Origin of the sequence: Mycolicibacterium rutilum (assembly GCF_900108565.1) — a bacterium.
Taxonomy (GTDB): Bacteria; Actinomycetota; Actinomycetes; order Mycobacteriales; family Mycobacteriaceae; genus Mycobacterium; species Mycobacterium rutilum.
Genome location: NZ_LT629971.1, coordinates 4,870,932 through 4,895,518 on the forward strand (window position 1 = coordinate 4,870,932; position 24,587 = coordinate 4,895,518).

The following is a 24,587-nucleotide window of genomic DNA, read 5'->3' on the forward strand; positions in this document are numbered from 1 at the left end:
GAGGGCGGGTCGATACGCGACGATGTGCGCATGGAGGACCACGAAGGCGAGCACGGTGACGTCGGCGAACGCATCGACCCCGTACTCGCCCGCAGCTGGCTGCTGGTGAACGGCGCTCAATACGAACGGTTCGGCCCCGCGGTGCGCTCCCGCGCGGACATCGTCGTACTCGACATCGAGGATGCGGTCGCGCCGAAGGACAAGCTCGCCGCCCGCGACAACGTGGTGCGCTGGCTCGCCGAGGGCAACACCGACTGGGTGCGCGTCAACGGCTTCGGCACACCCTGGTGGGCCGACGATCTCGACGCCCTCAAGACGACCTCGGTCGGCGGGATCATGCTGGCGATGGTGGAGTCCGTCGACCACGTCACCGAGACCGCCAAACGCCTGCCCGGCGTTCCGATCGTCGCGCTGGTGGAGACGGCGCGCGGGCTGGAGCGCATCACCGAGATCGCCGCGACGAAGGGCACGTTCCGGCTGGCGTTCGGCATCGGCGACTTCCGCCGTGACACCGGCTTCGGGGACAACCCGACCACGCTGGCCTACGCCCGATCGCGGTTCACCATCGCGGCCAAGGCCGCACACCTGCCCAGCGCGATCGACGGCCCAACAGTCGGGTCGAGCGCGCGCAAACTCAGCGAGGCCACCGCGGTCTCCGCCGAGTTCGGGATGACCGGCAAGATCTGCCTGACCCCGGAGCAGTGCGCCACGGTCAACGAGGGCCTGTCGCCGTCACCCGAGGAAATCGCCTGGGCGAAGGAGTTTTTCACCGAGTTCGAACGCGACGGCGGCGAGATCCGCAACGGCTCGGACCTCCCCCGCATCGCCCGGGCCAACAAGATCCTCGACCTGGCCCGCTCGTACGGCATCGAGGTGTCGGAGTTCGACGACGTCGACGACCCCGCGCACATCCCGGCGCCGTCGGACACCTACCACTACTGAGATCGGTTGCGCGACAACGTCCGCAGCGACCGGATCACCCCGCGAGCGGCATAGATGCCCGCGACGACGCTCAGCAGGATCAACACGACGAACATGACCAGCCAGTTCGTCCGGTCGTGGCTGACGTTCCACCAGACGACGGTGAACAGGATCGCGCACACGAACACGACGATGTCGCGCCAATTGCCCTCATACGACATCGCCGCGATGCGCAGTTCGCGGCTCTTCTCCGTGGTCGAGATCAGATCGTCGATACGCGCGTCGATGCTGGCCCGCAACCGCTCCTTGAGCTCGGGGCGGTCGTCGGGAATGCGCTCGAGCAGGTCGAGATCCTTGGCGATCGTCCCGCGAAAGTCCGGACCGCGCAGGTTGCCCGCAGCCATTCCCAGCAGCGCTCCGCCCGCGACCGGCGCAGCGCCCAAGGCGATTTCGGCTATCCCCGGCATGTCCTCACTCCTCCATCAGCGTCGCGGCCAGTGTGCCGCCGAGCTCGTAGGCGCGGTCCCGCACCCCGGCGTCCACACCCCCGACGACGTCCAGCACGTCGGCCGCCTTGGCCAGCGCCAGCCCCGTCGCAAGCTTTTCTACCGCGCCCACGGCGCCCACGGTGTCGTTATTGCCGTGCACCCACAACCCGTACGGGCGCCCCGCGACGTGGTCGAGGCTCGGGTAGTAGACGGTGTCGAAGAAGTGCTTCAGCGCCCCGCTCATGTATCCGAAGTTGGCGGTGGTGCCGAACAGGTAGCCGTCGGCGTCGAGCATGTCGGGCAGCGTCGCCGCCAGGGCGGGCCGCACGACCACGTCGACACCCGAGATGTCGGGGTCCTTCGCGCCGGCGAGGACGGCCTCGAGCAGTTCACGGGTGCCCGGCGAAGGCGTGTGGTGAACGACCAGCAGGGTCCGGCTCATCGTCGGCCCTCCATCTCGACGGCCTTCTTCATCGCCTCGCGGGCGCGGGTCCGGTCACCGGCGTAGTCGTAGGCGCGGGCCAGGCGGTACCAGCGCTGCCAGTTGTCGGGATCGTGCTCCAGTTCCTCGCGCACGCTGACGAACAGCGCGTCGGCGGCGTCGCGCTGGATCCGGCCCGACGCCATCCGCGGCAGTTCGCTGACGTCGAGTTCCATGCCGTCGGCCTTGGCGATCCGGGCGAGCCGCTGGTGGGCGAGCCCGGCGCGCAGCGTGCTGACCATCGCCCACGCTCCGATCAGCGGCATCGCCAGCAGCGCCAGCCCGAGCCCGATGGCCGCCGGTTCCCCGGTCCCGATGAACGCCATCGCGATCCGGCCGAGCAGCAGGAAGTACACGACCAGCGCCACGCACATGAAGCCGATCAGCAGTTGGATGCGCAGCGCGCGCCCGTCGTCGGACATTAGAGCTCGAGCAGGGGCTCGATGCCGATCGTCAGGCCCGGCCGTTCGGCAACCCGCCGCACCGCCAGCAGGACGCCGGGCACGAACGAGGTGCGGTCGATGCTGTCGTGCCGGATGGTCAGCGTCTCGCCCTGCGTACCGAACAGCACCTCCTGGTGCGCGACGAGCCCGGCCAGGCGGACCGAGTGCACCGGGATGCCGTCGACGTCGGCGCCGCGGGCACCGTCGAGGCTGGTCGAGGTGGCGTCGGGGTTGGGCGGGAGGTCTTTGCGCGCCTCGGCGATGAGCCGGGCCGTGCGGGTCGCCGTCCCGGACGGTGCGTCGGCCTTGTGCGGGTGGTGCAGCTCGATCACCTCGACGGACTCGAAGTATTTGGCGGCCTGCCGCGCGAAGTGCATGGACAGCACCGCGCCGATCGCGAAGTTCGGCGCGATCAGCACCGCCACCCCGGGCTTGGCGTCCACCCAGCGTCGGACCTGCGCCAACCGGTCGTCGGTGAACCCGGTCGTCCCGACGACGGCGTGGATCCCGTTGTCGATGAGGAATTCGAGGTTGCCCATCACGACGTCGGGGTGGGTGAAGTCGATGACGGCCTCGGTGCCGGTGTCGACGAGCCGGCTCAGCGGATCGCCCGCGTCGACCCCGGCGGAGAAGGTGAGATCTTCGGCGGCTTCGACCGCCTCGACCATCGTCGTGCCGACCTTGCCCTTGGCGCCCAGTACTCCGACTCGCATGCGGTCACCCTATGGGATTTCGGCCCCCGGTCGATGATCCGCTCCCCTACCATCGGCGCATGCAAGGCGCGAAAGTTCTGGTCACCGGTGTCACCGGTCAGGTCGCCGCTCCCGTCGCACAGGCACTGGCCGCCGACAACGAGGTGTGGGGTATCGCCCGGTTCACCGACACCGCCGCCCGCGACCGGTTGAGTGAGGCCGGCGTGCGGTGCCACCCCGTCAACATGGCGAGCGGTGAGTTCACCGGTCTGCCTTCGGACTTCGAATACGTCCTGAACTTCGCGGTGGCCAAGAGCGGCCGATGGGACAAGGATCTGGCGGCCAACGCCGAAGCGGCCGGTCTGCTGATGGCGCACTGCCGCGACGCGACGGCGTTCCTGCACTGTTCGTCGGCGGCGGTCTACGACCCGCCCGGCGACGAACCCCGCACCGAGACAACCGCACTCGGCGACAATCACAAGCATCTGTTCCCGACGTATTCGATCTCCAAGATCGCCGGCGAGACCGTCGTGCGGACGTTGGCCCGCGCTCTGGGCGTGCCGACGGTGATCGCCCGGCTCAACGTGCCCTACGGCGACAACGGCGGCTGGCCGTTCTTCCATCTCGAGATGATTCTGGCGGGCACACTGATTCCGGTGCCGCCTGGGGCGCCGGCGCTGTACAACCCGATTCACGAGCGGGACATCGTCGCCTCTGTGCCCAAACTGCTTGCCGCAGCGGATGTTCCAGCGGTGACGCTGAACTGGGCGGGTGATCAGACGATCAGTCTGCAGCAGTGGTGCGACCATCTCGGCGAGCTGGTGGGCCGCAAGCCGGTGTTCGCGGTCGACCCGCAGGCGCTGCGCGGCAACCCGGTCGACGTCTCCCGGCTGCGCGCCGTGGCCCCCGCTACGACCGTGGATTGGCGAGAGGGGTTGCGCGCCATGGCGGTCCGGTTCCACCCGGAGCTGGTCGACGCCTGAGCTACAGCGGTGACGCGCCGCGCATGTGCTCGAAGATCAGCGATGTCTGCGTGCCTGCCACGTCGGCGTCGGAATTGAGGTTCTCGACCACGAAGGACCGCAGGTCATCGGTGTCGCGGGCCGCCACGTGCAGGATGAAGTCGTCGGCGCCGGCGAGGAAGTAGACGTCCATCACCTGCGGCCGCTGCCGGATCTGCTGGATGAAGCTGTGGATCTTGCCGCGCGCGTTGGACTGCAGGCTGACCGAGATCATCGCCTGCAACGGCAAGCCGATCGCGGCCGGGTCGATGTCGGTGTAGAAGCCGCGGATGACGCCGAGGTCCTGAAGCCGGCGCACCCGGCCGTGGCAGGTGGAGGCCGCGATTCCGACCTGTTCGGCCAGGGCGTTGTTGGACAACCGGGCGTCGCGGTGCAGGGCGGTCAGGATGCGCCGGTCCACGTCGTCGAGGGTGACGGGCCGAAAATCCTTCGGCCGGTCGGTCGCACCGACGCCTGTTCGTGAAGAAGCTTCGGGCATAGCGGCTCTCCTGAGAATTTCCGACACATTTGTTGCCACTGTATCGAAGGTTTTTCACACTGATGGCAACAAACACTACGCCAAGGAGCGGTCATGCGCGTCGGCATCCCGACCGAGATCAAGAACAACGAGTTCCGTGTCGCCATCACCCCTGCCGGGGTCGCCGAGTTGGTGCACCGCGGCCACGAGGTCATCATCCAGTCCGGCGCGGGCGACGGCTCGTCGATCTCCGACGCCGACTTCAAGCGCGCAGGCGCGCAGCTCATCAACAGCGCCGACCAGGTGTGGGACGAGGCCGAGCTGCTGCTGAAGGTCAAGGAGCCGATCGAAGCCGAGTACGGCCGCATGCGCGAAGGCCAGACCCTGTTCACCTACCTGCACCTGGCCGCATCCAAGCCGTGCACCGACGCCCTGCTCGCCTCCGGGACCACCTCGATCGCCTACGAGACGGTCCAGACCGCCGATGGCGCCCTGCCGCTGCTGGCCCCGATGAGCGAGGTGGCCGGCCGGCTGTCGGCCCAGGTCGGCGCCTATCACCTGATGCGCAGCCAGGGCGGCCGCGGCGTGCTGATGGGCGGGGTGCCCGGGGTGGCGCCCGCCGACGTCGTCGTCATCGGCGGCGGCACGGCCGGTTACAACGCCGCGCGGGTCGCGGCCGGGATGGGCGCGCACGTCACCGTGTTCGACGTCAGCCTCAACAAGCTGCGCGAGGTCGACGCCGAATTCGGCGGGCGCATCGAGACCCGCTACTCCTCGATCCTCGAACTCGAGGATGCGGTCAAGCGTGCCGACCTGGTGATCGGCGCGGTGCTGGTGCCCGGCGCCAAGGCGCCCAAGCTGGTGACCAACTCGACCGTCGCCCACATGAAGCCCGGGGCGGTGCTCGTCGACATCGCCATCGACCAGGGTGGCTGCTTCGAGGACTCCCGGCCCACCACCCACGACGACCCGACGTTCGCCGTGCACGACACGATCTTCTACTGCGTCGCCAACATGCCTGGCGCCGTGCCGCGCACCTCGACGTTCGCGCTGACCAACGCCACCATGCCGTACGTGCTGAAACTGGCCGACCGGGGCTGGCGCGCGGCGTGCCAGGCCGACGCCGCGCTGGCCAAGGGACTGTCGACGCACGAGGGCGCCCTGCTGTCCGAGCAGGTCGCCAGTGATCTCGAGCTGCCCTTCACCGATCCGGCATCCGTGCTGGTCTAGCGCTTTTCTCCGCGTTTCGGCCCGGCGCCCCTTAAGGGTGCCGGGCCGAAATCATAGGGTTTTGCCCGATTCCTCCGGGGTGTTCGATGCCATACCGTTAGGTCCAGCGGCTGGCGCTCAGGGACAGTCCGGGGGGGATCCAGGAGCGCGTGGGGGGACAGCCGCTCACACCAGAAGCGCCCGGCCACGAGGGGTGGCCGGGCCGCTTGGTGTCTCAGGCCAGCAGCTGCGGCACCAGCAGCGCGGCCACTTCCCCGATCACCGGCCGAAGGCCCGGCGCGTCGGCGTCATCGCCCGCCGTCCGCGTCATCAGCGCCAGCAGCAGCCGCTCACCGCTCGGGCCGTAGGCGATACCCACGTCGTTGGTGGTGGCGTAGTCACCGCTGCCGGTCTTGTCGGCGGTCGTCCAGCCGTCCGGCAACCCCGCCCGCATGCTCGAGGTCTCGTTGGCGCGCATCCATTGCTCCAGCAGCCGGCGCTGCGGCTCGGCCAGCACCGTCCCGGTCAGGATCGCCCGGAATCCGCCACCGATCGCCTCGGGCGAGGTGGTGTCGCGTGGGTCCCCGGGAACGGCGGCGTTTAGTTCGAGCTCCCAGCGGTCCAGCCGCGAACGTTCGTCGCCGATACTGCGGGCGAACGCGGTGATCGCCTGCGGCCCACCGAGAGTCCGCAGCAGCAGGTTGGCCGCGGCGTTGTCGCTGACCTGCACCGCGGCCTGGCACAGCTCGTCGAGGGTCATCTCGCCGCCGACCTGCGTCTGGGTGCGCGGCGAGTTGGCCAGGATGTCGGCGGCGTCGATGAACACCCGCTGGTCCAGGGTCAGCCCGCCGCGTTCCACCAACTGCAGCACGCGTGCGGCGGCGTAGGCCTTGAACGTCGAGCACATCGCGAACGACTCCGCCGCCCGGTGCGCGACGGTGCGCCCGCTGTCGAGGTTGGTCGCGAAGACGCCGATGAGCGCGTTGTGCTCACGCTCGAGATCACGCAGCCGCGAATCGAGCGGAGCCTGGGGCTGGGCGACGGCGGGGGTGATCGGGCATGCCGCGAGGCCGGCGAGCGCAAGGCCGCCCGCCAGGACGCGACGCCGGGACAGTCCAGTCATCGCGCCAAGCCTAGGCGATCAGCCCGCGATCGCTCGAAGCGGCTGGGGCAGCGACCTTTTCGATCTTTGCGGACCGAGGACGGCGCCGCCGAACGGACGGGTCAGCAGCCGGCGCGCGACGCTGTTGACCTCGTCGAGCGTGACCGCGTCGATCTTCTCCAGGGTCTGCTCGATGGTGCGATGCTCGCCGTAATGCAGTTCGCTGCGGCCGATCCGGTTCATCCGGGAGCCGGAGTCCTCGAGGCCGAGCACCAGCCCGCCGCGCAGTGAACCCTTCGCGATGCGCCATTCGGCTTCGGTGATGCCGTCACGAGCCACGGCCTGCAGCACGTCGGTGGTCACCCGCACCACTTCGTCGAACCGCTCGGGCAGGCAACCGGCGTAGACCGACAGCGCGCCGGTGTCGGAGAACGTGTCGACCGTCGAGTACACCGAGTAGGCCAGCCCGCGGGTCTCCCGGATCTCCTGGAAGAGGCGCGAACTCAGCCCGCCGCCGAGCGCGGTGTTGAGCACCGACAGCGCCCACCGGTGATCCCAGTGGCGTCCCGGGGTGCGGACCCCCAGCGTCAGATGCGTCTGCTCGGAGTCCCGGCTGACCAATTCCAGGGTCGGCTGACCGCTCACCCGGCCCGTCCCTTTGCGCGGCGACACCGGGGTGCGCCCGCGCACCAGACGCGGACCGAAGTATTCGCGCGCCAACGCGACCACCTCGTCGTGGTCGATGTTGCCCGCGACCGCGAGAACCATCCGCTCGGGGGTGTAGCGACGCACATGGAAGGAGTGCAGCTGCCCGCGCGTCATCGCCGAGATCGACTCCGCGCTCCCGATCACCGGCCGGCCCACCGGATGGCTGCCGAACATCGCCGACAGGAACACGTCGCCGAGGGTGTCCTCGGGGTCGTCGTCGCGCATCGCAATCTCTTCGAGCACCACGTCGCGTTCGATCTCGACGTCGTCGGTCGCGCACTGCCCGCGCAGCACCACGTCGGCCACCAGGTCGACGGCCAGCTCGAGGTCGGTGTCGAGCACGTGGGCGTAGTAGCAGGTGTGCTCGCGGGCGGTGAACGCGTTCAGTTCACCGCCGACCGCGTCGACGGCCTGCGCGATCTCGACCGCCGAGCGCGTCGGCGTCGACTTGAACAGCAGGTGCTCGAGGAAATGCGCCGCGCCGGCGACACTGGGGCCCTCGTCGCGCGAGCCGACGTTGACCCATACCCCGACCGACGCCGAGTGCACCGACGGCAGATACTCCGTGACGACCCGCAGGCCGCCGGGAAGCACGGTGCGGCGCACGCCGGCCGAGGATCCGGTGCCGCGCTCGGCGCGGCGCAACGCCCTAGCTGCTCGCCGCGGCGGCATCTGCCGGTGCGGTCTCCGAGGTGGCGGCCGCAGCATCGTCCTCGTCGACCAGGATCAGCGAGATCTTGCCGCGGTTGTCGATGTCGGCGATCTCCACGCGCAGCTTGTCGCCGACCTTGACGACGTCCTCCACCTTGGCGATCCGCTTGCCGCGGCCGAGCTTGGAGATGTGCACCAGCCCGTCACGACCGGGCAGCAGCGACACGAACGCACCGAAATCGGTTGTCTTGACCACGGTTCCGAGGAACCGCTCACCGACCTTGGGCAGCTGCGGATTGGCGATCGCGTTGATCTTGTCGATCGCGGCCTGCGCCGAGGGCCCGTCGGTGGCGCCGACGAACACGGTGCCGTCGTCCTCGATCGAGATCGAGGCACCCGTCTCCTCGGTGATCTGGTTGATGATCTTGCCTTTCGGCCCGATCACCTCGCCGATCTTGTCCACCGGCACCTTGATCGTGGTGATCCGCGGCGCGTAGGGGCTCATCTCGTCGGGACCGTCGATCGCCTCGGCCATCACCTCGAGGATGGTCAGCCGGGCGTCCTTGGCCTGCGACAGCGCACCGGCCAGCACCTGCGACGGAATGCCGTCGAGCTTGGTGTCCAGCTGCAGCGCGGTGACGAACTCCTTGGTGCCTGCGACCTTGAAGTCCATGTCGCCGAAGGCATCCTCGGCGCCGAGGATGTCGGTCAGCGCGACGAACCGGCGCTCGGTCTTGCCGTCAACCTCGATGTCGTCGGACACCAGGCCCATCGCGATACCGGCCACCGGCGCCTTCAGCGGCACACCGGCGTTCAGCAGCGCCAGCGTCGACGCGCACACCGAGCCCATCGACGTCGAACCGTTGGAGCTCAGCGCCTCCGACACCTGACGGATCGCGTACGGGAACTCCTCGACGCTGGGCAGCACCGGCACCAGCGCACGCTCGGCCAGCGCTCCGTGGCCGATCTCGCGGCGCTTGGGCGAACCGACGCGGCCGGTCTCACCGGTCGAGTACGGCGGGAAGTTGTAGTGGTGCATGTAGCGCTTGGACGTCTCGGGTCCCAGCGAGTCGATCTGCTGGGCCAGCTTCATCATGTCGAGCGTGGTGACGCCCAGGATCTGGGTCTCGCCGCGCTCGAACAACGCGCTGCCGTGCGCACGCGGGATGACCGCGACCTCGGCGCTCAGCGCGCGGATGTCGGTGATGCCGCGGCCGTCGATGCGGAAGTGGTCGGTCAGGATGCGCTGACGCACAAGCTTTTTGGTCAGCGAGCGGAACGCGGCGCCGACCTCTTTCTCGCGGCCCGCGTACTGCTCGGCGAGCCGCTCGAGCACCTCGGCCTTGATCTCGTCGGTGCGGTCGTTGCGCTCGGTCTTGCCGGCGATGGTCAGCGCCTCCGACAGCGCGTCGGTGGCCACCGAGGAGACCGCGTAGTAGACGTCGTCGCCGTAGTCGGGGAACACCGGGTACTCGCCGACCGGCTTGGCGGCGCGGGCGGCGAGCTCCTGCTGCGCCTCACCGAGCACCTTGATGAACGGCTTGGCGGCCTCGAGGCCCTCGGCCACGACGGCCTCGGTCGGCGCCTGGGCACCCGCGCCGACGAGCTCGACGACGTTCTCGGTGGCCTCGGCCTCGACCATCATGATCGCGACGTCACCGTCTTCGAGGACGCGGCCCGCGACGACCATGTCGAACACGGCGCGCTCGAGCTGCTCGACGGTCGGGAACGCGACCCAGGTGCCGTCGATCAGCGCGACCCGCACGCCGCCGATCGGACCCGAGAACGGCAGGCCGGCCAGCTGGGTGGACATCGACGCGCCGTTGATCGCGAGCACGTCGTACAGATCCTTGGGATCCAGGCTCAGCACGGTGACCACGACCTGGATCTCGTTGCGCAGGCCGTCGACGAACGACGGGCGCAGCGGGCGGTCGATCAGCCGGCAGGTCAGGATCGCGTCGGTGGACGGGCGGCCCTCGCGGCGGAAGAACGAGCCGGGGATGCGGCCCGCGGCGTACATGCGCTCCTCGACGTCGACCGTCAGCGGGAAGAAGTCGAAATGGTCTTTGGGGTTCTTGCTGGCGGACGTCGCGCTCAGCAGCATCGTCTCGTCGTCGAGGTAGGCGACGGCGGAGCCGGCGGCCTGCTGGGCGAGGCGGCCGGTTTCGAAACGGATGGTGCGGGTGCCGAAGCTCCCGTTGTCGATCACGGCGGTCGATTCGTACACGCCGTCTTCAATCTCAACTACAGACATAGGTGTCCGTATGGCCTCTCTGGTTCACTGTTCTGTTTTGCGTCGTCACAGCGTTCGAACCACGGGCCTCGATGGCTACGGCCATCGATCGAAGCTGTCGGCAATCGTTCCGGCAGCCACTACCGAAGACCGTGCGCCCAGGCAGGTCCGGTATGACGCGCGGGAGCGGTGTTCGCGGATCTGCGAGAACCGCACCCTGGTCGTCCGAGCCGTATCGGCAATCGAACTTGTCCATCGTACTCTGCGGCGAGTACGCGACCGAAATCCCGGCGCGCTTGCGCGCGCCGGACGGTGTCAGCGGCGCAGGCCGAGCCGCTCGATCAGCGAGCGGTAGCGCTGCACGTCGACCTGGGCGACGTACTTGAGCAGCCGGCGCCGACGGCCGACCAGTAGCAGCAGGCCGCGCCGCGAATGGTGATCGTGCTTGTGCACCTTCAGGTGCTCGGTGAGGTCGGTGATCCGCTTGGTCAGCAGCGCGACCTGAGCCTCCGGCGAGCCGGTGTCAGTGTCGTGCAGGCCGTACTCGGAAAGGATCGACTTCTTCTGCTCGGCGGTAAGCGCCACGAAACAACTCCATCTATTTCAGTCCGCGGGAACATCTGTCGGCGCGGCCGCCGCGAACTGCAGCACACGCCAGGTCGGCCCGAAGTTTAACAGCGGGCGTCGTGCAGCACGAAATCGCGCGGTGTCAGGGCGACGCCAGGATGGTGCGGGCGTTGTCGGTGTCCACGCCCATCTGGGCGACCAGGTCCTCGATGTTGTCGAACTTCTCCTGGCCGCGCAGGCGGGCCACGAAGTCGACGGCGACGTGCTGGCCGTACAGGTCGGCGGCGGTGTCCAGGACGAACGCCTCGACGGTGCGGGTGCGTCCGGAGAACGTCGGATTGGTGCCCACCGACACCGCGGCCTGGTACCGCTCGCCGGGCACCACACTGCCGGTGACGGGTCCGTGCCCGAGCACGGTGAACCACGCGGCGTACACGCCGTCGGCGGGGATCGCCGAGTACATCGGCGGCGCGACGTTGGCCGTCGGGAAGCCCAGCACCCGGCCGCGGCCGTCGCCGCGGACCACGACGCCTTCGACGCGGTGCGGACGCCCGAGCGCCTCGGCGGCGGCGACCACGTCGCCGGCGTCGACGCAGGACCGGATGTAGGTCGACGAGAAGGTCACGGTGTCGTCGGCGCGGGGATCGGCGACCTCCGACACCAGCGTCATGCCCTCGACGGAGAAGCCGAACCGCTCACCGGCCTTGCGCAGCAGCGACACGTTGCCCGCCGCCTTCTTGCCGAACGTGAAGTTCTCTCCCACCACGACCTCGACCACGTGCAGCCGCTCGACGAGCAGTTCGTGGATGTAGCGCTCGGGGGTCAGCTTCATGAAGTCCGACGTGAACGGCATGACGAGGAAGACGTCGACGCCCATCTCCTCGACCAGTTCGGCGCGCCGGGTGAGCGTGGTCAGCTGGGCCGGATGGTTGCCGGGGAACACGACCTCCATCGGATGCGGGTCGAAGGTCATCAGCACGGTCGGCACACCGCGGGAGCGACCGGCCTTGACCGCGTGGTTGATCAGTTCCTGGTGTCCGCGGTGCACACCGTCGAACACCCCGATCGTGACGACACATCGCCCCCAGTCGGTCGGGATCTCGTCCTGTCCCCGCCAGCGCTGCACGAGGGCAAGCCTACGGCGCGCCGGGGACCGCGCGTGCTGCTGGATGCCCAGATGAGGTGACCATTGCCTAAACTTTGATGTGTGAATCCTGCCGGCGATGCGCGTGACCTGACGACGGTTGCCCAGGACTACCTGAAAGTCATCTGGACCGTCCAGGAATGGTCCCTGGAGAAAGTCAGCACCAAACTGCTGGCCGAGAAGCTCGGCGTGTCGGCGAGCACCGCCTCGGAGTCGATCCGCAAGCTCGCCGACCAGGGGCTGGTCAACCACGAGAAGTACGGTGCGGTCACGCTGACCGAGGCCGGCCGGGCGGCGGCGCTGGCGATGGTGCGCAGGCACCGGCTGATGGAGACGTTCCTGGTCCGCGAGCTCGGTTACAGCTGGGATGAGGTGCACGACGAGGCCGAGGTCCTCGAGCACGCCGTGTCCGACACCATGCTCGACCGCATCGACGCCAAGCTCGGTCATCCGACCCGCGACCCGCACGGTGACCCGATCCCGGCCGCCGACGGCCGGGTGCCCACCCCCGACGCCCGCCAGCTGTCGGTGTGCAGCGACGGGGACACCGGAACGATCGCGCGCATCTCCGACGCCGACCCCGAGATGCTGCGGTACTTCGAAAGCGTGGGCATCAACCTCGACTCCCGACTGCGGGTGCTGGCCCGCCGCGACTTCGCGGGCATGATCTCGGTGTCGATCGAGTCCGCCGAAGGCGACGACACCACCGTGGACCTGGGAAGCCCTGCGGCAGAAGCGATCTGGGTGGTCGCCAGTTAGCCGCGCACTGTCAGGCCGTCCATCAGTAGATCGAGCATGCGGCCCGACTGCTCGCGGGAACCACTGGTCAGCAGGACCCCCAGCATGCTCATGACGATGTCGTCGGCGAGTACGTCGTCGCGCAGAGTGCCGTCGGCGATTCCCGCCTCGAGCAGCGTGCCCACCGCTCCCACAATGCTTTCGCGGGTTTCGTTCGGCTCGACCGCGCCGGCGGTGACGATCGCGCGCAACGAGTCCTCCATCCCCTTCTTGGCGGCGACGAACTCGGCGTAGCGGTCCATCCAGCGCCGCAACGCCACGGCGGGCGGATGGCGTTCCAGCAGCGCCGGCGCCAGCGCCGACACCTCGGCGAGTTCCGTGCGGTAGACCGCCTCGACGAGGGCTTCGCGGGTCGGGAAATGCCGATACAGCGTGCCGATGCCGACTCCGGCGTCTCGCGCGATCGCCTCCAGCGCAACGGCGCCGTTTCCCGCAGCGAACGCGGCGGTCGCGGCAGCCAGAAGACGTTCACGGTTACGCCTGGCATCAGCCCGCTCGACCATAGCGGAGGCCCCTCCGGTTATGTTAGGTTCGGTAAACGGAGGTTCCTCCGCATCAGCGAGTATTTCACAGGGAGCAGATATGACCGACCATGCGCCGACGACCGGCCGAATCGGCGACCACACCGTCGCCCGTGTCGGGTACGGGGCGATGCAACTGGAGGACCGCGTGCCGTTCGACGACGCCGTCGCGGTGTTGCGCCGCGCCGTCGACCGCGGCGTGAACCACATCGACACCGCGTCGTTCTACGCCGACGGCGAGGTCAACCGACGGATACGAAAGGCGTTGGCGCCCTATCCCGACGATCTGGTCATCGTCAGCAAGGTCGGCGCCGCCACCGACACCGGACCGATCCCGTTGCGTCCGGCTCAACGACCCGCCGAACTTCGGGCCGCCGTCGAGGAAGACCTCGAACAGCTTGGGCTGGAACGCATTCCGGTGGTTAACCTGCGGCGCCTCGACCTCGGACCGGGACTGAGCGCACACGGCGATCAGATCGTCGACCTCGACGACCAACTCGCCGAGATGATCGCGCTGCGTGACGAGGGCAAGATCGGCGCAATCGGCGTCAGCGCCGTTCCCGAGGGGGTCGTCCGGCGCGCCCTTCCCGCCGGAATCGTCTGCGTGCAGAACGCCTACAGTCTGCTTGATCGCTCGCAGGAGGCGACGCTCGAGCTCTGTGCGGCCGAAGGCGTTGCCTGGGTGCCGTACTTCCCGCTCGGCTCTGCCCTACCGCTGCTCCCCAGCGTCACCGACAATCCCGAGGTGGTGTCCGTCGCCGGCGAGATCGGCGCGACGCCGGCACAGGTCGGTCTGGCTTGGTTACTGGCGCATTCGCCCAACACCCTGCTGATTCCCGGGACCCGATCGCCGGCACACCTGGACGAGAACATCGCGGTCGGCGCGATGACGTTGCCACCGGAGGCGATTGCGCGTCTCGACGCGGTGCCCTCCGTGCCGCTGCCCTCCGGTGTCGAGGCATTCCTGGACGCAGAAGACTGACAGCTCCTGCGGTTTCAGCGGCTCACAGCGTCGCCGGACGCAGCACGACGACGTTCTTGGTGCGCGACGAACCGTCCGTCAGCAGCGCGATGACGTGTCCGCCCGACGCCGTCGCGGCGTAGGTGCCGTCGATGCCCGCCGGGGCGAGCGGGCGCCCGTGGCGGGTGTCCTCCGCCTCGGCGGGCGTGAGGTCGCGGCGCGGGAACGACATCAGGCAGGCCTCGTCGAGGGTGTAACTCAACTCGGGCGTGTCGGTGAGGCCCTCCAGCGTCCGGGCCTCGTCGAGCCCGAAGCGCCCAACCCGGGTGCGGCGCAACGCGGTCAGGTGCCCGCCGACGCCGAGGGCGGCGCCAACGTCGCGGGCCAGCGCCCGGATGTAGGTGCCGCTGGAGCAGTCGACCACGACGTCCACGTCGACGAGGTCGTCGTGCCTGCGGATGGCGAGCACGTCGAAGCGGTCGATGCGGACACGGCGCGCCGCCAGTTCGACGGTTTGGCCTTCGCGGGCGAGCTTGTAGGCGCGCTGCCCGCCGACCTTGATCGCGCTGACCGCCGACGGGATCTGCTCGATCTCGCCGCGCAGCGCACCGACCGCGCTCTCGATCTGCGCGTCGGTGACTTCGTCCGCCGAAACTGCTTGCAGCACTTCGCCGTCGGCGTCGTCGGTGGATGTCGTCTGCCCCAGCCGCATGGTGGCGGTGTACGTCTTGTCGGTCGCCGTCAGCAGTCCCAGGATCTTGGTGGCCCGCTCGATCCCCACGACCAGCACACCGGTCGCCATCGGGTCCAGCGTCCCGGCGTGGCCGACCTTGCGGGTGCCGAAGATGCGCCGGCAGCGGCCCACCACATCGTGACTTGTCATACCCGCGGGCTTGTCGACGACGACGAGGCCGGGCTCGGTCACAGCACGATCGCCGTCAGCGCGATGCCGTCGCGCACCGACCACCGGCCGGCCAGCGTCTGCAGCGGCGGACCGTGCAGCGCCGCCGGGTCGATGAGGATTCGGGACACGAAACCGCCCGACGTGCCGCTGTCGTCGACACTGAAGACGATGTGGGCGTCCTCGAAGCCCAGCCACCGCCGGGTCAGCGGAAACCACGCCTTGTACGTTGCCTCCTTGGCGCAGAACAAGATCCGGTCCCAATGCAGACCATCGGGCAGCCGGCGCAGTTCGGTGCGCTCGTCGGGCAGGCTGATCGCGTCGAGCACCCCGTTGGGCAGCACGCCGTGCGGTTCGGCGTCGATGCCGACCGACCGCACCTGCTCCGTCCGGCCGACCACCGCGCCGCGGTACCCCTCACAGTGGGTGAGGCTTCCGACGATTCCGTCGGGCCAGCACGGTTCGCCCTTCTCCCCCTTGAGGATCGGCACCGGGGGCAGACCGAGCTCCCCGAGCGCCTGCCGCGCACAGTAGCGAACGGTGATGAACTCGTTGCGCCGCTTGGCCACCGACCGCGCAATCAGCGGCTCCTCCTCCGGCAGCGGAATCAGCTCCGGCGGATCCCGGTAGATCTCGGCGGCCGCGAGTGCAGAATTGGTCGCGGGCAGCACGCCCGACAGCAGCGAGGCGGCGATCGTCATCCCCGCCTCTCCCGGATCCGCTGCTGCATCTTCTCGGCGTTCTCCCGCATCTCCTGGGTGATCTGGAAGTGACCGCCGAACTCGTTGAGGTAGCCGGGCGGGTACTGCGGGTCGGGCAGGATCTGGCGCATCCACCGATACGGCTTGCGGCGCCGCCACTCTCGCGGATAGCCGACCGACACCTCCTCGAAGCGCACGCCGTCGTACCAGGTGGTACGCGGGATGTGCAGATGCCCGTAGACCGAGCAGACGGCGTTGTAGCGGGTGTGCCAGTCGGCGGTCGCGGTGGTGCCGCACCACAGCGAGAACTCCGGATAGAACATCGCCTCGCACGGTTCACGCACCATCGGGAAGTGGTTGACCTGGACGGTCGGCGTCATCCAGTCCAACTCTTCGAGACGTTTCTTCGTGTACGCGACGCGCTCGCGACACCAGGCGTCGCGGGTCGCGTACGGCTCCGCCGACAGCAGGAACTCGTCGGTGCCGACGACGTTGCGCTCCCGCGCGATGGCGAGCCCCTCGGCCTTGGTGGCCGCCCCGGCCGGCAGGAACGAGTAGTCGTAGAGCAGAAACATCGGCACGATGGTCGCCGGGCCGCCCTCCTCGGTCCACACTGGGAACGGGTGCTCGGGCGTGACGATGCCCATATCGTCGCACATGTTGACCAGGTAGTCGTAGCGGGCCTTACCGAAGATCTGCATGGGATCGCGGTTGGTGGTCCACAGTTCGTGGTTGCCCGGGATCCAGATCACCTTGGCGAACCGCTTGCGCAGCAGATCCAGCGCCCAGTGGATCTCGTCGGTGCGTTCGGCGACGTCGCCGGCCACGATCAGCCAGTCGTCGGGTGAGGCCGGATACAGCGATTCGGTCACCGGCTTGTTACCGGTGTGACCCGTGTGTAGGTCGCTGATCGCCCAGAGGGTGGGTCGTCGGCCGTCGCGTGTCACAGCCGACCAGCCTACTTAAGCGCCGACCGCCGGCTCGTCCGGCAACTAGAACAGGTTCTCGTTTCCTCTTCGGATGCTTCGGGCGGCCCGCTACACTCCCGGCAGGGTCGGATCGACTGAGAAGGGGTGTGATGGTCGCCAAGCTGCGCTTGGTCTCGGTGCTGTGCGCGCTGGTCACCGCGGTGATCGTGGTGTGGCAGACGACGCCAACCGGCGTGCCGCACGTCGACTCGGACGACATTCCGATGACGAACGTGACCACGTCGATCAAATGGCCCGTCATCGAGACGACCGACCCGTCGCCGTTCAATCCGTGCAAGCAGATCCCGCTGGACGCGGTGCAGGCGATCGGGCTGGCCTTCACGCCGCCCATCCCCGAGGATCAGCTGCGCTGCAAGTACGACGCGGGCAACTATCAGATGGCCGTCGAGGCGATCGTGTGGCGCACGTTCGAACAGACACTGCCGGCCGATGCCGTCCAACTCGACATCGACGGCCACCGCGCCGCGCAGTGGTGGATCATGAAGCCCACCGACTGGAACAACCGGTGGTGGATCACCTGCATGATCGCGTACGACACCAGTTACGGGGTGCTGCAGCAGTCGCTGTTCTACTCGCCGATCTACTCCGAGCCGGATCCGGACTGCATGCAGACCAACCTGCAGCGCGCGCACGAGCTGATCCCGCACTACGTGTTCTGATGCCTCTCAGAACCTCTGCGTAGCCTCTGTGTGGTGACAGCATCCTCCGTGGCCGCTCCGGCGGCAGTTCCCTCGAAGGCCGGGCAGTTCGCCGGACGCACCCTGGCGCGCCTGCTGCGGCTGCCACCGCACACCTGCGGATTCACCGTGAACCGGGTCCTGGTCCCGATGCGCGACGGTATCGAGTTGCGGGCCGACCACTACGCGCCGGCGACGTCTGAACCGGCAGGCACGCTGCTGGTCCGCTGTCCGTACGGCCGCAAGTTCCCGTTCGCCGCGCTGTACGCCGGCATCTACGCCGCCCGCGGCTACCACGTCGTATTCCAAAGCGTGCGGGGGACATTCGGCTCCGGCGGCGAGTTCGACCCGATGGTCAACGAGATCGCCGACGGTGCCGACACGGTCGCGTGGCTGCGCGAACAGGACTGGTTCACCGGCACGTTCGCCACGATCGGGCTGTCCTATCTCGGGTTCACCCAGTGGACGCTGCTCACCGACCCCCCGCCGGAGATGAAGGCCGCCGTCATCACCGTCGGACCGCACGATCTGAGCGGTCCCCGCTGGGGCACCGGCACTTTCGGGCTCGGCGACTTCCTCGGCTGGAGTCACCTGGTCGCGAACCAGGAAGACCCCAACCGGCTGCGGGCCGTGCTCCGCCAGCTGCGGTCGCGACGGCTCCTCGCCCGCGCCGTGGACAAGCTGCCGGCCGGGGAGGCGGGCCGCGCCTTGCTGGGCGACGGCGCCCCGTGGTGGGAGTCCTGGCTGGAGCACCCGGAGGCCGACGATCCCTTCTGGACCTCGCTCAACAACCGCCGCGCCCTGGACACCACCGAGATTCCGGTGCTGCTCATCGGCGGCTGGCAGGACCTGTTCCTCGAGCAGACGATCGACCAGTATCAGCGGTTGCACGAACGCGGTGTCGACGTCGGGCTGACCGTCGGGCCGTGGACCCACACCCATCTGATGACCAAGGCGGCACCCACCGCGATCCGCGAATCGCTGGACTGGCTCGGCGCCCACCTCGGCGGCGCAAGCAGCAGCCGACGCCAACCGGTGCGGATCTTCGTCAACGGCCGCGGCTGGGCCGAGCTGCCGGAGTGGCCGCCCGCGATGCCCGAGGTGGTGCGTTATCTGCAGCCCGGCGGCCGGCTCGGCGATGCCGTCCCGCCGGAGACCGCGGCGCCGGCGTCCTTCACCTACAACCCGGCCCATCCGACGCCGACGATCGGCGGCCGCCTGCTGTCCCCGGAGGCCGGGTACCGCAAGGACACCAAGCTGGCGCAGCGACCGGATGTGCTGAGCTTCACCGGCGACCGGCTGCCGACCGACCTGTACGTGGTCGGCTCCCCCGTCGTCGAGCTGTCCCATTCCTGCGACAACCCGCACAACGACCTGTTCGTTCGGATCAGCGAGGTCGACGCGAAGGGCCGTTCCCGCAACGTCAGCGACGGATACATCGGCGCGGCACCGGATTCCGGCACCGTGCGGATCGAACTCGACGCCGTCGCACACCGGTTCCGCGCCGGGTCACGCATCCGGGTACTGGTGGCCGGAGGGTCACATCCGCGCTTCGCCCGCAATCTCGGGACGGGCGAACCGCTGGGCACCGGCCGTCGGCTGGTCTCGGCCACCCACAGCGTGCACCTGGGTGACGGCGCGTCGCGGGTGGTGCTGCCCGCTGGACCACAACCGCCGTCGAGCAAATAATTTGGCTGCGCGCAAGCCATTCATAGGAAATGCATAAACTGTGCGCACTAATTGTTGAAGACGCGGCGAAACCGCGAACCGGAAATGGTTCGCGGTTCCGTTCGCCCGGGCTCAGTCGCCGAGCAGGAACAGCGGTGACGACGACGGCCCCCAGATCCGCGGCGGGGACACCGCCGGCGGGACGACCTTGATCGAGACGTGGCCGGGGCGCTGCGTGGTGCTGTTCTGACCGGCGTCGCTGCCGCTCGGAATCGTTGCAGCCAGCGCGGCCGGGGCCGAGGCGATCGTCGCCGCCGCAGCCCCCGTCCCCAGCAGCAGTGCGACTGTGCGCAGTGTGACCTTCATGGTGTGCTCCCTTGTTCTTCCGATTCACACCGGCGGTTTTGCCGAATGCTTTGTCGTACAGAATTCAATTTAGGGAGCAATTGCAGGGTCGTCGCGTTCTTCAAATCGAATTCACAAAGACGCCGTTCAGCAAATGTCGCTGAGTCGCCCTGGCAGGGCCCTAAGTTTCGGCCATTACCATCGCGCAGATCCCGACAGAGAGGCGCTTTCGATGACCACCATGACCGCTGTCGCGACGTACCGCGCGCTTCCGATCGACGACCCCGAGGCACTGCAGGATGTGTCCGTTCCGGTCCCCGACCTCGGACCGCATGACGTGCTGGTCCGCGTCGAGGCGGTTTCGGTCAATCCTGTCGACGTCAAACGCCGGTCCACACTGGCCGATTCGCAGACTCCGGTGATCCTCGGCTTCGATGCGGCGGGCGTGGTCGAAGCCGTCGGCGACGCGGTCAGCACGCTCGCGGTCGGCGACGAGGTCTGGTACGCCGGCGACATCAGCAGGCAGGGCACCAACGCGCAGTTCCACGCCGTCGACGAGCGGATCGCAGCGCGGAAGCCGGCCTCGCTTTCCTACGCCGAGGCGGCGGCGCTGCCCTTGACGACGATCACCGCGTGGGAGGCGTTGTTCGAACGGTTCGGCCTGACCGCGGAGTCCACCGGCGACCTGCTGGTGCTCGGCGCGGCGGGCGGTGTCGGTTCGGTGATGATCCAGTTGGCCAAGGCGCGGACGAAGGTTCGGGTGATCGCCACCGCCAGCCGCGACGACTCCCGACAGTGGGCCCTGCAGATGGGCGCCGACGCGGTCATCGACCATCACGATCTGCGTGCCGGCGCCGCCGACGTCGCGCCGGACGGAATCGACTACGTGTTCTCGCCGCACTCCGCGGGCAATGTGGAGACCTATGCCGCGATCATGCGCCCGTTCGGGCACATCACCGCGATCGACGAGCCGCCGGGCCTGGACCTGTTGCCGCTCAAGGAGAAGAGCATCGCGTGGCACTGGGAGCTGATGTTCACCCGGCCGCTGTTCGGCTACGACCTGGCCGCACAGCAGCGGCTGCTCGCCGATGCTGCGGCCATGGTCGACGACGGGGTTCTGCGGACGACGGTGACCACGACGATCGACGACTTCTCCGCGGCCGGTCTACGCGAGGCGCACCGGCAGGTCGAGTCCGGCCGGATGATCGGCAAGGTCGTAATTTGTCGGTGATCGCGGCTCATCCGACGGCGCGACGCACCCGCGCGGCGACCTCCTCGAGTGAAGCGTCGTCGTGCACCGGCGGCCCCCACTGCGGCGCGACGGGCACCTGCACCCAACTGGTGCAGCCGGCGTAATCCGGTGTGCGGATCAACTCCATCGGGGCGAGCAGGGGGCTGGCCTGCACGACCAGTGCGGTGAGCCGGTGCTTGGGACGAAAATCCAGCCGATCGGCGCGGATCGACTGATCGGTCCAGATATGGAGGGGCGCAATGTCTTCCAGATTGTCGGGCCGGTTGACTTCGATCGCGGCGACGACGGCGGCGCCGCCACGGATCACCACCGCCTCCTCGGTGCTGTCGCGGGCGGCCTCGTCGAGCAGGTCGCGGTGCTCGGCGCGGACACGTTCGGCGTGGCTGTGAGCGACCGTGGGGAACAACAGGAATCGCGACGCCGTCACCGAGAACCGCTTCTCGTGGATACCGCCCTTGCGCAACAGCACGGTCTGCCGCCCGTCGAGCAGCGCGTGGATCGCGGCGCTCCACTCCTTGAGCGCCGGTGAGGTCAGCGTCGCGGTCATCTCACCTTGGCCGCCTCGATACGGGCCCGAACCTCGGCCCTGCGCAGCGGCGGCACCGTCTTGGGGGGTTGGCGGCGCGGCGGCAGCGTTGCCAGCAGCCGTTGCGTGCTCGCGGTGACCTCGGCGACCGCGGCTTCGAAGGCATCGGCGTTGGCGGCCGTCGGGCGGGTGATACCGCTGACCTTGCGGATGTACTGCCGCGCGGCCGCCTCGATCTCCTCGTCGGTGGCCGCGGGCTCGAGGCCGCGCAGCTCCGTGATGTTTCGGCACATATTGCCCACGATAGGTTGATCGGGTGACTGACGACATCCTGCTCATCGACACCCAGGACCGGGTACGCACGCTGACCCTGAACCGGCCGCAGGCACGCAACGCCTTGTCGGCCGAGCTGCGGAAGCGGTTCTACGGTGCGCTCGGCCAGGCGCAGAACGACGATGCCGTCGACGTGGTGATCGTGACCGGCGCCGACCCGGTGTTCTGCGCGGGACTCGACCTCAAGGAACTCGGCGACACCACGGAGCTGCCGGACATCTCGCCCAAATGGCCGCCGATGACCAAGCCGGTGATCGGGGCGATCAACGGCGCAGCGGTCACCGGTGGGCTCGAGATCGCGCTGTACTGCGACATTCTGATCGCCTCCGAGCACGCCCGGTTCGCCGATACGCACGCCCGCGTCGGGCTCCTGCCGACCTGGGGGCTGTCGGTGCGGTTGCCGCAGAAGGTCGGGATCGGCATGGCCCGCCGGATGAGCCTGACCGGCGACTACCTGTCGGCCGAGGACGCGCTGCGGGCCGGGCTGGTCACCGAGGTCGTCGCCCACGAGCAGCTGTTGCCCGCGGCCCGCCAGGTCGCGGCGTCGATCGTGGGTAACAACCAGGCCGCCGTGCAGGCACTGTTGGCGTCGTATCACCGCATCGACGAGGCGCAGACCAACGAGGGGCTGTGGATCGAGGCGGCGTCGGCGCGCGAGTGGATGCGCAGCACCAGCGGTGACGACATCGCGGCCAGCCGCGAAGCCATGCTGCAGCGGGGCCGTTCGCAGGTCCGCTGACACTGGGTGCGCACGCTCGTACGCTGACGAGCGTGAACGAGGCGCATGAGTACTGCGGCAGCGACGAGTGGCGGCAGCTGATCCGCGAGGTGATCCTGCCGTGGGCGATGGGCGAAGCGACCCTCGGCGACGACGTGCTCGAGGTGGGGCCGGGTTACGGCGCCACCACCGACGTGCTCAGCACCACGGCCGCACAGCTGACGTCGGTGGAGATCGACGACGAGCTGGCGGCCATGCTGCGCGAGCGGTTCGCGGCCACGCCGTCGGTGCAGATCGTGCACGGGGATGCGACCCGGCTCAGCTTCCCCGACGGAAGGTTCACCGGCGCAGCATGTTTCACGATGCTGCACCACGTCCCGACCGTCGAGCTGCAAGACCGGCTCTTCACCGAGGTCGCCCGTGTGCTGCGGCCGGGGCCGCGCTGATCGCCAGCGACAGCCTCGGCAGCGACGAACTCGCCGTCGCGCACGAGGGCGACACCTACAACCCGATCGATCCGGCCACGCTGCCCGCCCGGTTGACCGCCGCCGGCTTCACCGACATCGCGGTGAAGACAACCGAATACGGCTGGGCGGCAGTGGCTCGCGCCCGGACCCCGGATCGGACCCCGCTGTGACGGGACCCGATCCGGGTCGCGATCAATCGCGTCAGGCCTCGCCGTCGCCTGCGCCGCCCGCCGGCCCGTCGGAAGTGGACGTCTGCGAGTCGCTTTCGCCGGCCTGACCCGCGGGCGCGTCGCTGCCGTCGGCCGGCGTGATCACCGCACCCGGGGTCGTTGCGAAATCTCCGGCGGTCTCGTCATCGACCGGATCCTCATCGCCGGGTTGCGTTGTGCCCATTCCGGTCTCACCGGGTTCGGCCTTCAAGCTGACCCGCACGAGATTGGGTTCGGCGTCTCCTTCGTCAACCTCGGGTGTCGAAACCTCCGCGACCACGGGTTCGGCCGCCGGTTCCTGGGCAACCGGGGCAGGCGCAGCGTCTGCCGTGGGTTCCTCCTCGGCTTCTGCCACGACGTCCACGGTCACGGTCAGGTCAGGCTCCGACTTCAGCGGTGAGTCGCTCACGAGCGCCGTATCGGGAGCCGACGTGCTCTGACGTGCACTGGTCGTGGGCGACGCGATCGCCTGGGCCAGGCTCTTGATCGCGTCCATCACGGCGCCGACCGCGGAGATGCCGAACGGGCCGCCGATCAAGCCGGCCATCGGGAAGTCACCGGGGGCCATGATGCCGTTGAGGAACGCGTCGGTGATCTTGGCCGGAGCGTTGAGTAGAGCGCTGACCAGCGAGATGGGATCGGCACCCATCACGGCGTCCACGATGTCTTCGAGCGAGGCCGCCGTCGCGACCCCGGCCGAGTTCAGCGGGCCGAGAATCCCGTTCAGCAGCACGCTCGGCAGGACAGACGGAACGCGGTCGATGAAGTTCGCGATGTTCCGCAGCGGCTGGGACGCGACGCCCGTCGGGTCGATGATGTTGGCGAGGTCCTTGAACGGCTGAGAGAGCACCCCGGCGATCGGGAACCCGGCCATGATCACCGGAAGACCGATCAGCACGCCGAGACTCGCGAATGTCGTCACGCCCTGCGCGAACTCGCCGCTGGCGAACTGGTCGATCATCTGACGAACCGTCGCGGGCACACCGAACGGGTCGGCGGGATCCATCACCGCGCCCAGCTGGTCGACAACCGATTGGAGGGCGTCGGCGAGGATCCCGACCGACTCGAGCTGGTTGACGATGAACTGTTCGAACATCGCCGGGACGCTGTTCGGATCCGCGGGGTTCATCTGGCCGAGTCGCGCGACGAGCGCCTGCGCGACGGCCGGGAGGTTCGTCGCCATGCCGAGCTGATTGGCCAGGACCTGCCGGAGCAGCGGTGCAGGGTCGGCCAGCCACCGCTGCCCCACCGTGTTGACGTTCGACAGCGACGTCTCGATGACGCGGGCCCATTCCTCGACAGGGTTCGTCATCGCCGACAGTGCAAACGCCGGCGATGACGCATGGACCGCGGGAAGCGGTATCTCCGGTGCGGACGGGGCGATCGGACTGACCGCGATGGCG

Annotated in this window: 28 protein-coding genes; 10 read left to right on the forward strand and 18 right to left on the reverse strand. The window is 68.7% G+C overall.

The features are described from left to right. The first annotated feature begins 30 nt into the window (after window positions 1-30). Entirely contained in the window at window positions 31-942 is a 912-nt protein-coding gene (locus BLW81_RS23730; protein ID WP_083409305.1) for an HpcH/HpaI aldolase/citrate lyase family protein, read from the forward strand. Here BLW81_RS23730 and BLW81_RS23735 read toward each other — a convergent pair. The 4 genes from BLW81_RS23735 to dapB are packed head-to-tail and all read right to left on the reverse strand — an operon-like array spanning window position 936 to window position 3,046. After that, complete coding sequence (locus tag BLW81_RS23735) at window positions 936-1,388, reverse strand: hypothetical protein (protein ID WP_083409306.1); 453 nt, start codon at window positions 1,386-1,388, stop codon at window positions 936-938. The genes BLW81_RS23730 and BLW81_RS23735 overlap by 7 nt on opposite strands. A gap of 4 nt (window positions 1,389-1,392) precedes the next feature. Then, entirely contained in the window at window positions 1,393-1,851 is a 459-nt protein-coding gene (locus BLW81_RS23740; protein ID WP_083409307.1) for a flavodoxin family protein, read from the reverse strand. Then, window positions 1,848-2,312, reverse strand: a complete 465-nt coding sequence (locus tag BLW81_RS23745; protein ID WP_083409308.1) for a tetratricopeptide repeat protein — start codon at window positions 2,310-2,312, stop codon at window positions 1,848-1,850. Before BLW81_RS23745 ends, BLW81_RS23740 begins: the two co-directional genes overlap by 4 nt. Further along, a complete protein-coding gene (dapB, locus tag BLW81_RS23750) occupies window positions 2,312-3,046 on the reverse strand; it encodes a 4-hydroxy-tetrahydrodipicolinate reductase (protein WP_083409309.1) in 735 nt (244 codons plus the stop codon). Before dapB ends, BLW81_RS23745 begins: the two co-directional genes overlap by 1 nt. A gap of 59 nt (window positions 3,047-3,105) precedes the next feature. On the opposite strand from dapB, the gene BLW81_RS23755 reads away from it, so the two are divergent. Beyond that, complete coding sequence (locus BLW81_RS23755) at window positions 3,106-4,008, forward strand: NAD-dependent epimerase/dehydratase family protein (RefSeq protein WP_083409310.1); 903 nt, start codon at window positions 3,106-3,108, stop codon at window positions 4,006-4,008. Window position 4,009: 1 nt separating this feature from the next. On the opposite strand, the gene BLW81_RS23760 is transcribed toward BLW81_RS23755, so the two are convergent. Continuing rightward, a complete protein-coding gene (locus tag BLW81_RS23760; RefSeq protein WP_083409311.1) occupies window positions 4,010-4,525 on the reverse strand; it encodes an HTH-type transcriptional regulator AldR in 516 nt (171 codons plus the stop codon). A 93-nt stretch (window positions 4,526-4,618) separates the two neighbouring features. Here BLW81_RS23760 and ald point away from each other — a divergent pair, with 93 nt between their 5' ends. Further along, on the forward strand, window positions 4,619-5,734 hold the full coding sequence (gene ald / locus BLW81_RS23765) for an alanine dehydrogenase (protein WP_083409312.1): 1,116 nt from the start codon (window positions 4,619-4,621) through the stop codon (window positions 5,732-5,734). A 214-nt stretch (window positions 5,735-5,948) separates the two neighbouring features. Here the strand turns inward: ald and bla are convergent, their stop codons facing one another. The 5 genes from bla to BLW81_RS23790 form a co-directional block, all read right to left on the reverse strand. Beyond that, a complete protein-coding gene (gene bla, locus BLW81_RS23770; RefSeq protein ID WP_083409313.1) occupies window positions 5,949-6,836 on the reverse strand; it encodes a class A beta-lactamase in 888 nt (295 codons plus the stop codon). Between the two features lie 18 nt (window positions 6,837-6,854). Continuing rightward, window positions 6,855-8,195 carry a M16 family metallopeptidase gene (locus tag BLW81_RS23775; RefSeq protein WP_083409314.1) on the reverse strand — a complete coding sequence of 447 codons (1,341 nt, stop codon included), beginning with the start codon at window positions 8,193-8,195 and terminating at the stop codon, window positions 6,855-6,857. Then, window positions 8,173-10,428: a polyribonucleotide nucleotidyltransferase gene (locus BLW81_RS23780; RefSeq protein WP_083409315.1), complete on the reverse strand. Its 2,256-nt coding sequence runs from the start codon at window positions 10,426-10,428 to the stop codon at window positions 8,173-8,175. Before BLW81_RS23780 ends, BLW81_RS23775 begins: the two co-directional genes overlap by 23 nt. 294 nt (window positions 10,429-10,722) lie before the next feature. After that, entirely contained in the window at window positions 10,723-10,992 is a 270-nt protein-coding gene (gene rpsO / locus BLW81_RS23785; RefSeq protein WP_067224957.1) for a 30S ribosomal protein S15, read from the reverse strand. Window positions 10,993-11,116: 124 nt separating this feature from the next. Then, window positions 11,117-12,100 carry a bifunctional riboflavin kinase/FAD synthetase gene (locus BLW81_RS23790; protein WP_083409316.1) on the reverse strand — a complete coding sequence of 328 codons (984 nt, stop codon included), beginning with the start codon at window positions 12,098-12,100 and terminating at the stop codon, window positions 11,117-11,119. A gap of 81 nt (window positions 12,101-12,181) precedes the next feature. On the opposite strand from BLW81_RS23790, the gene mntR reads away from it, so the two are divergent. Beyond that, the gene (gene mntR / locus BLW81_RS23795; protein ID WP_083409317.1) at window positions 12,182-12,877 is read left to right on the forward strand and encodes a manganese-binding transcriptional regulator MntR; all 696 of its coding nucleotides are present in this window, start codon (window positions 12,182-12,184) and stop codon (window positions 12,875-12,877) included. On the opposite strand, the gene BLW81_RS23800 is transcribed toward mntR, so the two are convergent. After that, entirely contained in the window at window positions 12,874-13,419 is a 546-nt protein-coding gene (locus tag BLW81_RS23800) for a TetR/AcrR family transcriptional regulator (RefSeq protein WP_083409318.1), read from the reverse strand. The two genes, mntR and BLW81_RS23800, sit on opposite strands and share 4 nt — an antisense overlap. A gap of 79 nt (window positions 13,420-13,498) precedes the next feature. Between BLW81_RS23800 and BLW81_RS23805 the strand changes: the two genes are divergently transcribed. Then, window positions 13,499-14,419 carry an aldo/keto reductase gene (locus BLW81_RS23805; RefSeq protein WP_083409319.1) on the forward strand — a complete coding sequence of 307 codons (921 nt, stop codon included), beginning with the start codon at window positions 13,499-13,501 and terminating at the stop codon, window positions 14,417-14,419. Between the two features lie 22 nt (window positions 14,420-14,441). On the opposite strand, the gene truB is transcribed toward BLW81_RS23805, so the two are convergent. Genes truB through BLW81_RS23820 form a run of 3 tightly spaced genes read right to left on the reverse strand, consistent with a single transcriptional unit; the run spans window position 14,442 to window position 16,947 of the window. Continuing rightward, window positions 14,442-15,323 (reverse strand): tRNA pseudouridine(55) synthase TruB, encoded by an 882-nt coding sequence (truB, locus tag BLW81_RS23810; protein WP_083409320.1) that lies wholly within the window; start codon window positions 15,321-15,323, stop codon window positions 14,442-14,444. Further along, window positions 15,320-16,000, reverse strand: a complete 681-nt coding sequence (gene pptT, locus BLW81_RS23815; RefSeq protein WP_083409321.1) for a 4'-phosphopantetheinyl transferase PptT — start codon at window positions 15,998-16,000, stop codon at window positions 15,320-15,322. The genes truB and pptT overlap by 4 nt, the downstream gene beginning before the upstream one ends. Then, a complete protein-coding gene (locus BLW81_RS23820; protein WP_083409322.1) occupies window positions 15,997-16,947 on the reverse strand; it encodes an ACP phosphodiesterase PptH in 951 nt (316 codons plus the stop codon). The genes pptT and BLW81_RS23820 overlap by 4 nt, the downstream gene beginning before the upstream one ends. Window positions 16,948-17,078: 131 nt before the next feature. Here BLW81_RS23820 and BLW81_RS23825 point away from each other — a divergent pair, with 131 nt between their 5' ends. Together BLW81_RS23825 and BLW81_RS23830 are read left to right on the forward strand one after the other, a co-directional pair. Continuing rightward, on the forward strand, window positions 17,079-17,648 hold the full coding sequence (locus tag BLW81_RS23825) for a DUF3558 domain-containing protein (protein ID WP_083409323.1): 570 nt from the start codon (window positions 17,079-17,081) through the stop codon (window positions 17,646-17,648). Between the two features lie 33 nt (window positions 17,649-17,681). Next, complete coding sequence (locus BLW81_RS23830; RefSeq protein ID WP_083409324.1) at window positions 17,682-19,355, forward strand: CocE/NonD family hydrolase; 1,674 nt, start codon at window positions 17,682-17,684, stop codon at window positions 19,353-19,355. Window positions 19,356-19,466: 111 nt separating this feature from the next. Here the strand turns inward: BLW81_RS23830 and BLW81_RS23835 are convergent, their stop codons facing one another. Then, on the reverse strand, window positions 19,467-19,700 hold the full coding sequence (locus tag BLW81_RS23835) for a hypothetical protein (protein ID WP_083409325.1): 234 nt from the start codon (window positions 19,698-19,700) through the stop codon (window positions 19,467-19,469). A 211-nt stretch (window positions 19,701-19,911) separates the two neighbouring features. Here BLW81_RS23835 and BLW81_RS23840 point away from each other — a divergent pair, with 211 nt between their 5' ends. Then, the gene (locus BLW81_RS23840) at window positions 19,912-20,910 is read left to right on the forward strand and encodes a zinc-binding alcohol dehydrogenase family protein (RefSeq protein ID WP_083409326.1); all 999 of its coding nucleotides are present in this window, start codon (window positions 19,912-19,914) and stop codon (window positions 20,908-20,910) included. 7 nt (window positions 20,911-20,917) lie between these two features. On the opposite strand, the gene BLW81_RS23845 is transcribed toward BLW81_RS23840, so the two are convergent. Together BLW81_RS23845 and BLW81_RS23850 are read right to left on the reverse strand one after the other, a co-directional pair. After that, the gene (locus BLW81_RS23845) at window positions 20,918-21,478 is read right to left on the reverse strand and encodes a DUF1802 family protein (RefSeq protein ID WP_083409327.1); all 561 of its coding nucleotides are present in this window, start codon (window positions 21,476-21,478) and stop codon (window positions 20,918-20,920) included. Continuing rightward, a complete protein-coding gene (locus BLW81_RS23850; RefSeq protein WP_083409328.1) occupies window positions 21,475-21,750 on the reverse strand; it encodes a DUF2277 domain-containing protein in 276 nt (91 codons plus the stop codon). The genes BLW81_RS23845 and BLW81_RS23850 overlap by 4 nt, the downstream gene beginning before the upstream one ends. Before the next feature lie 23 nt (window positions 21,751-21,773). On the opposite strand from BLW81_RS23850, the gene BLW81_RS23855 reads away from it, so the two are divergent. Both BLW81_RS23855 and BLW81_RS23860 read left to right on the forward strand, forming a co-directional pair. Beyond that, window positions 21,774-22,529: an enoyl-CoA hydratase gene (locus tag BLW81_RS23855; protein ID WP_083409329.1), complete on the forward strand. Its 756-nt coding sequence runs from the start codon at window positions 21,774-21,776 to the stop codon at window positions 22,527-22,529. 32 nt (window positions 22,530-22,561) lie between these two features. Continuing rightward, window positions 22,562-22,954 carry a class I SAM-dependent methyltransferase gene (locus BLW81_RS23860; protein ID WP_322788773.1) on the forward strand — a complete coding sequence of 131 codons (393 nt, stop codon included), beginning with the start codon at window positions 22,562-22,564 and terminating at the stop codon, window positions 22,952-22,954. A 222-nt stretch (window positions 22,955-23,176) separates the two neighbouring features. Here BLW81_RS23860 and BLW81_RS23865 read toward each other — a convergent pair whose 3' ends face one another. After that, entirely contained in the window at window positions 23,177-24,496 is a 1,320-nt protein-coding gene (locus BLW81_RS23865; protein WP_157897818.1) for a hypothetical protein, read from the reverse strand. Window positions 24,497-24,587 lie beyond the last annotated feature (91 nt).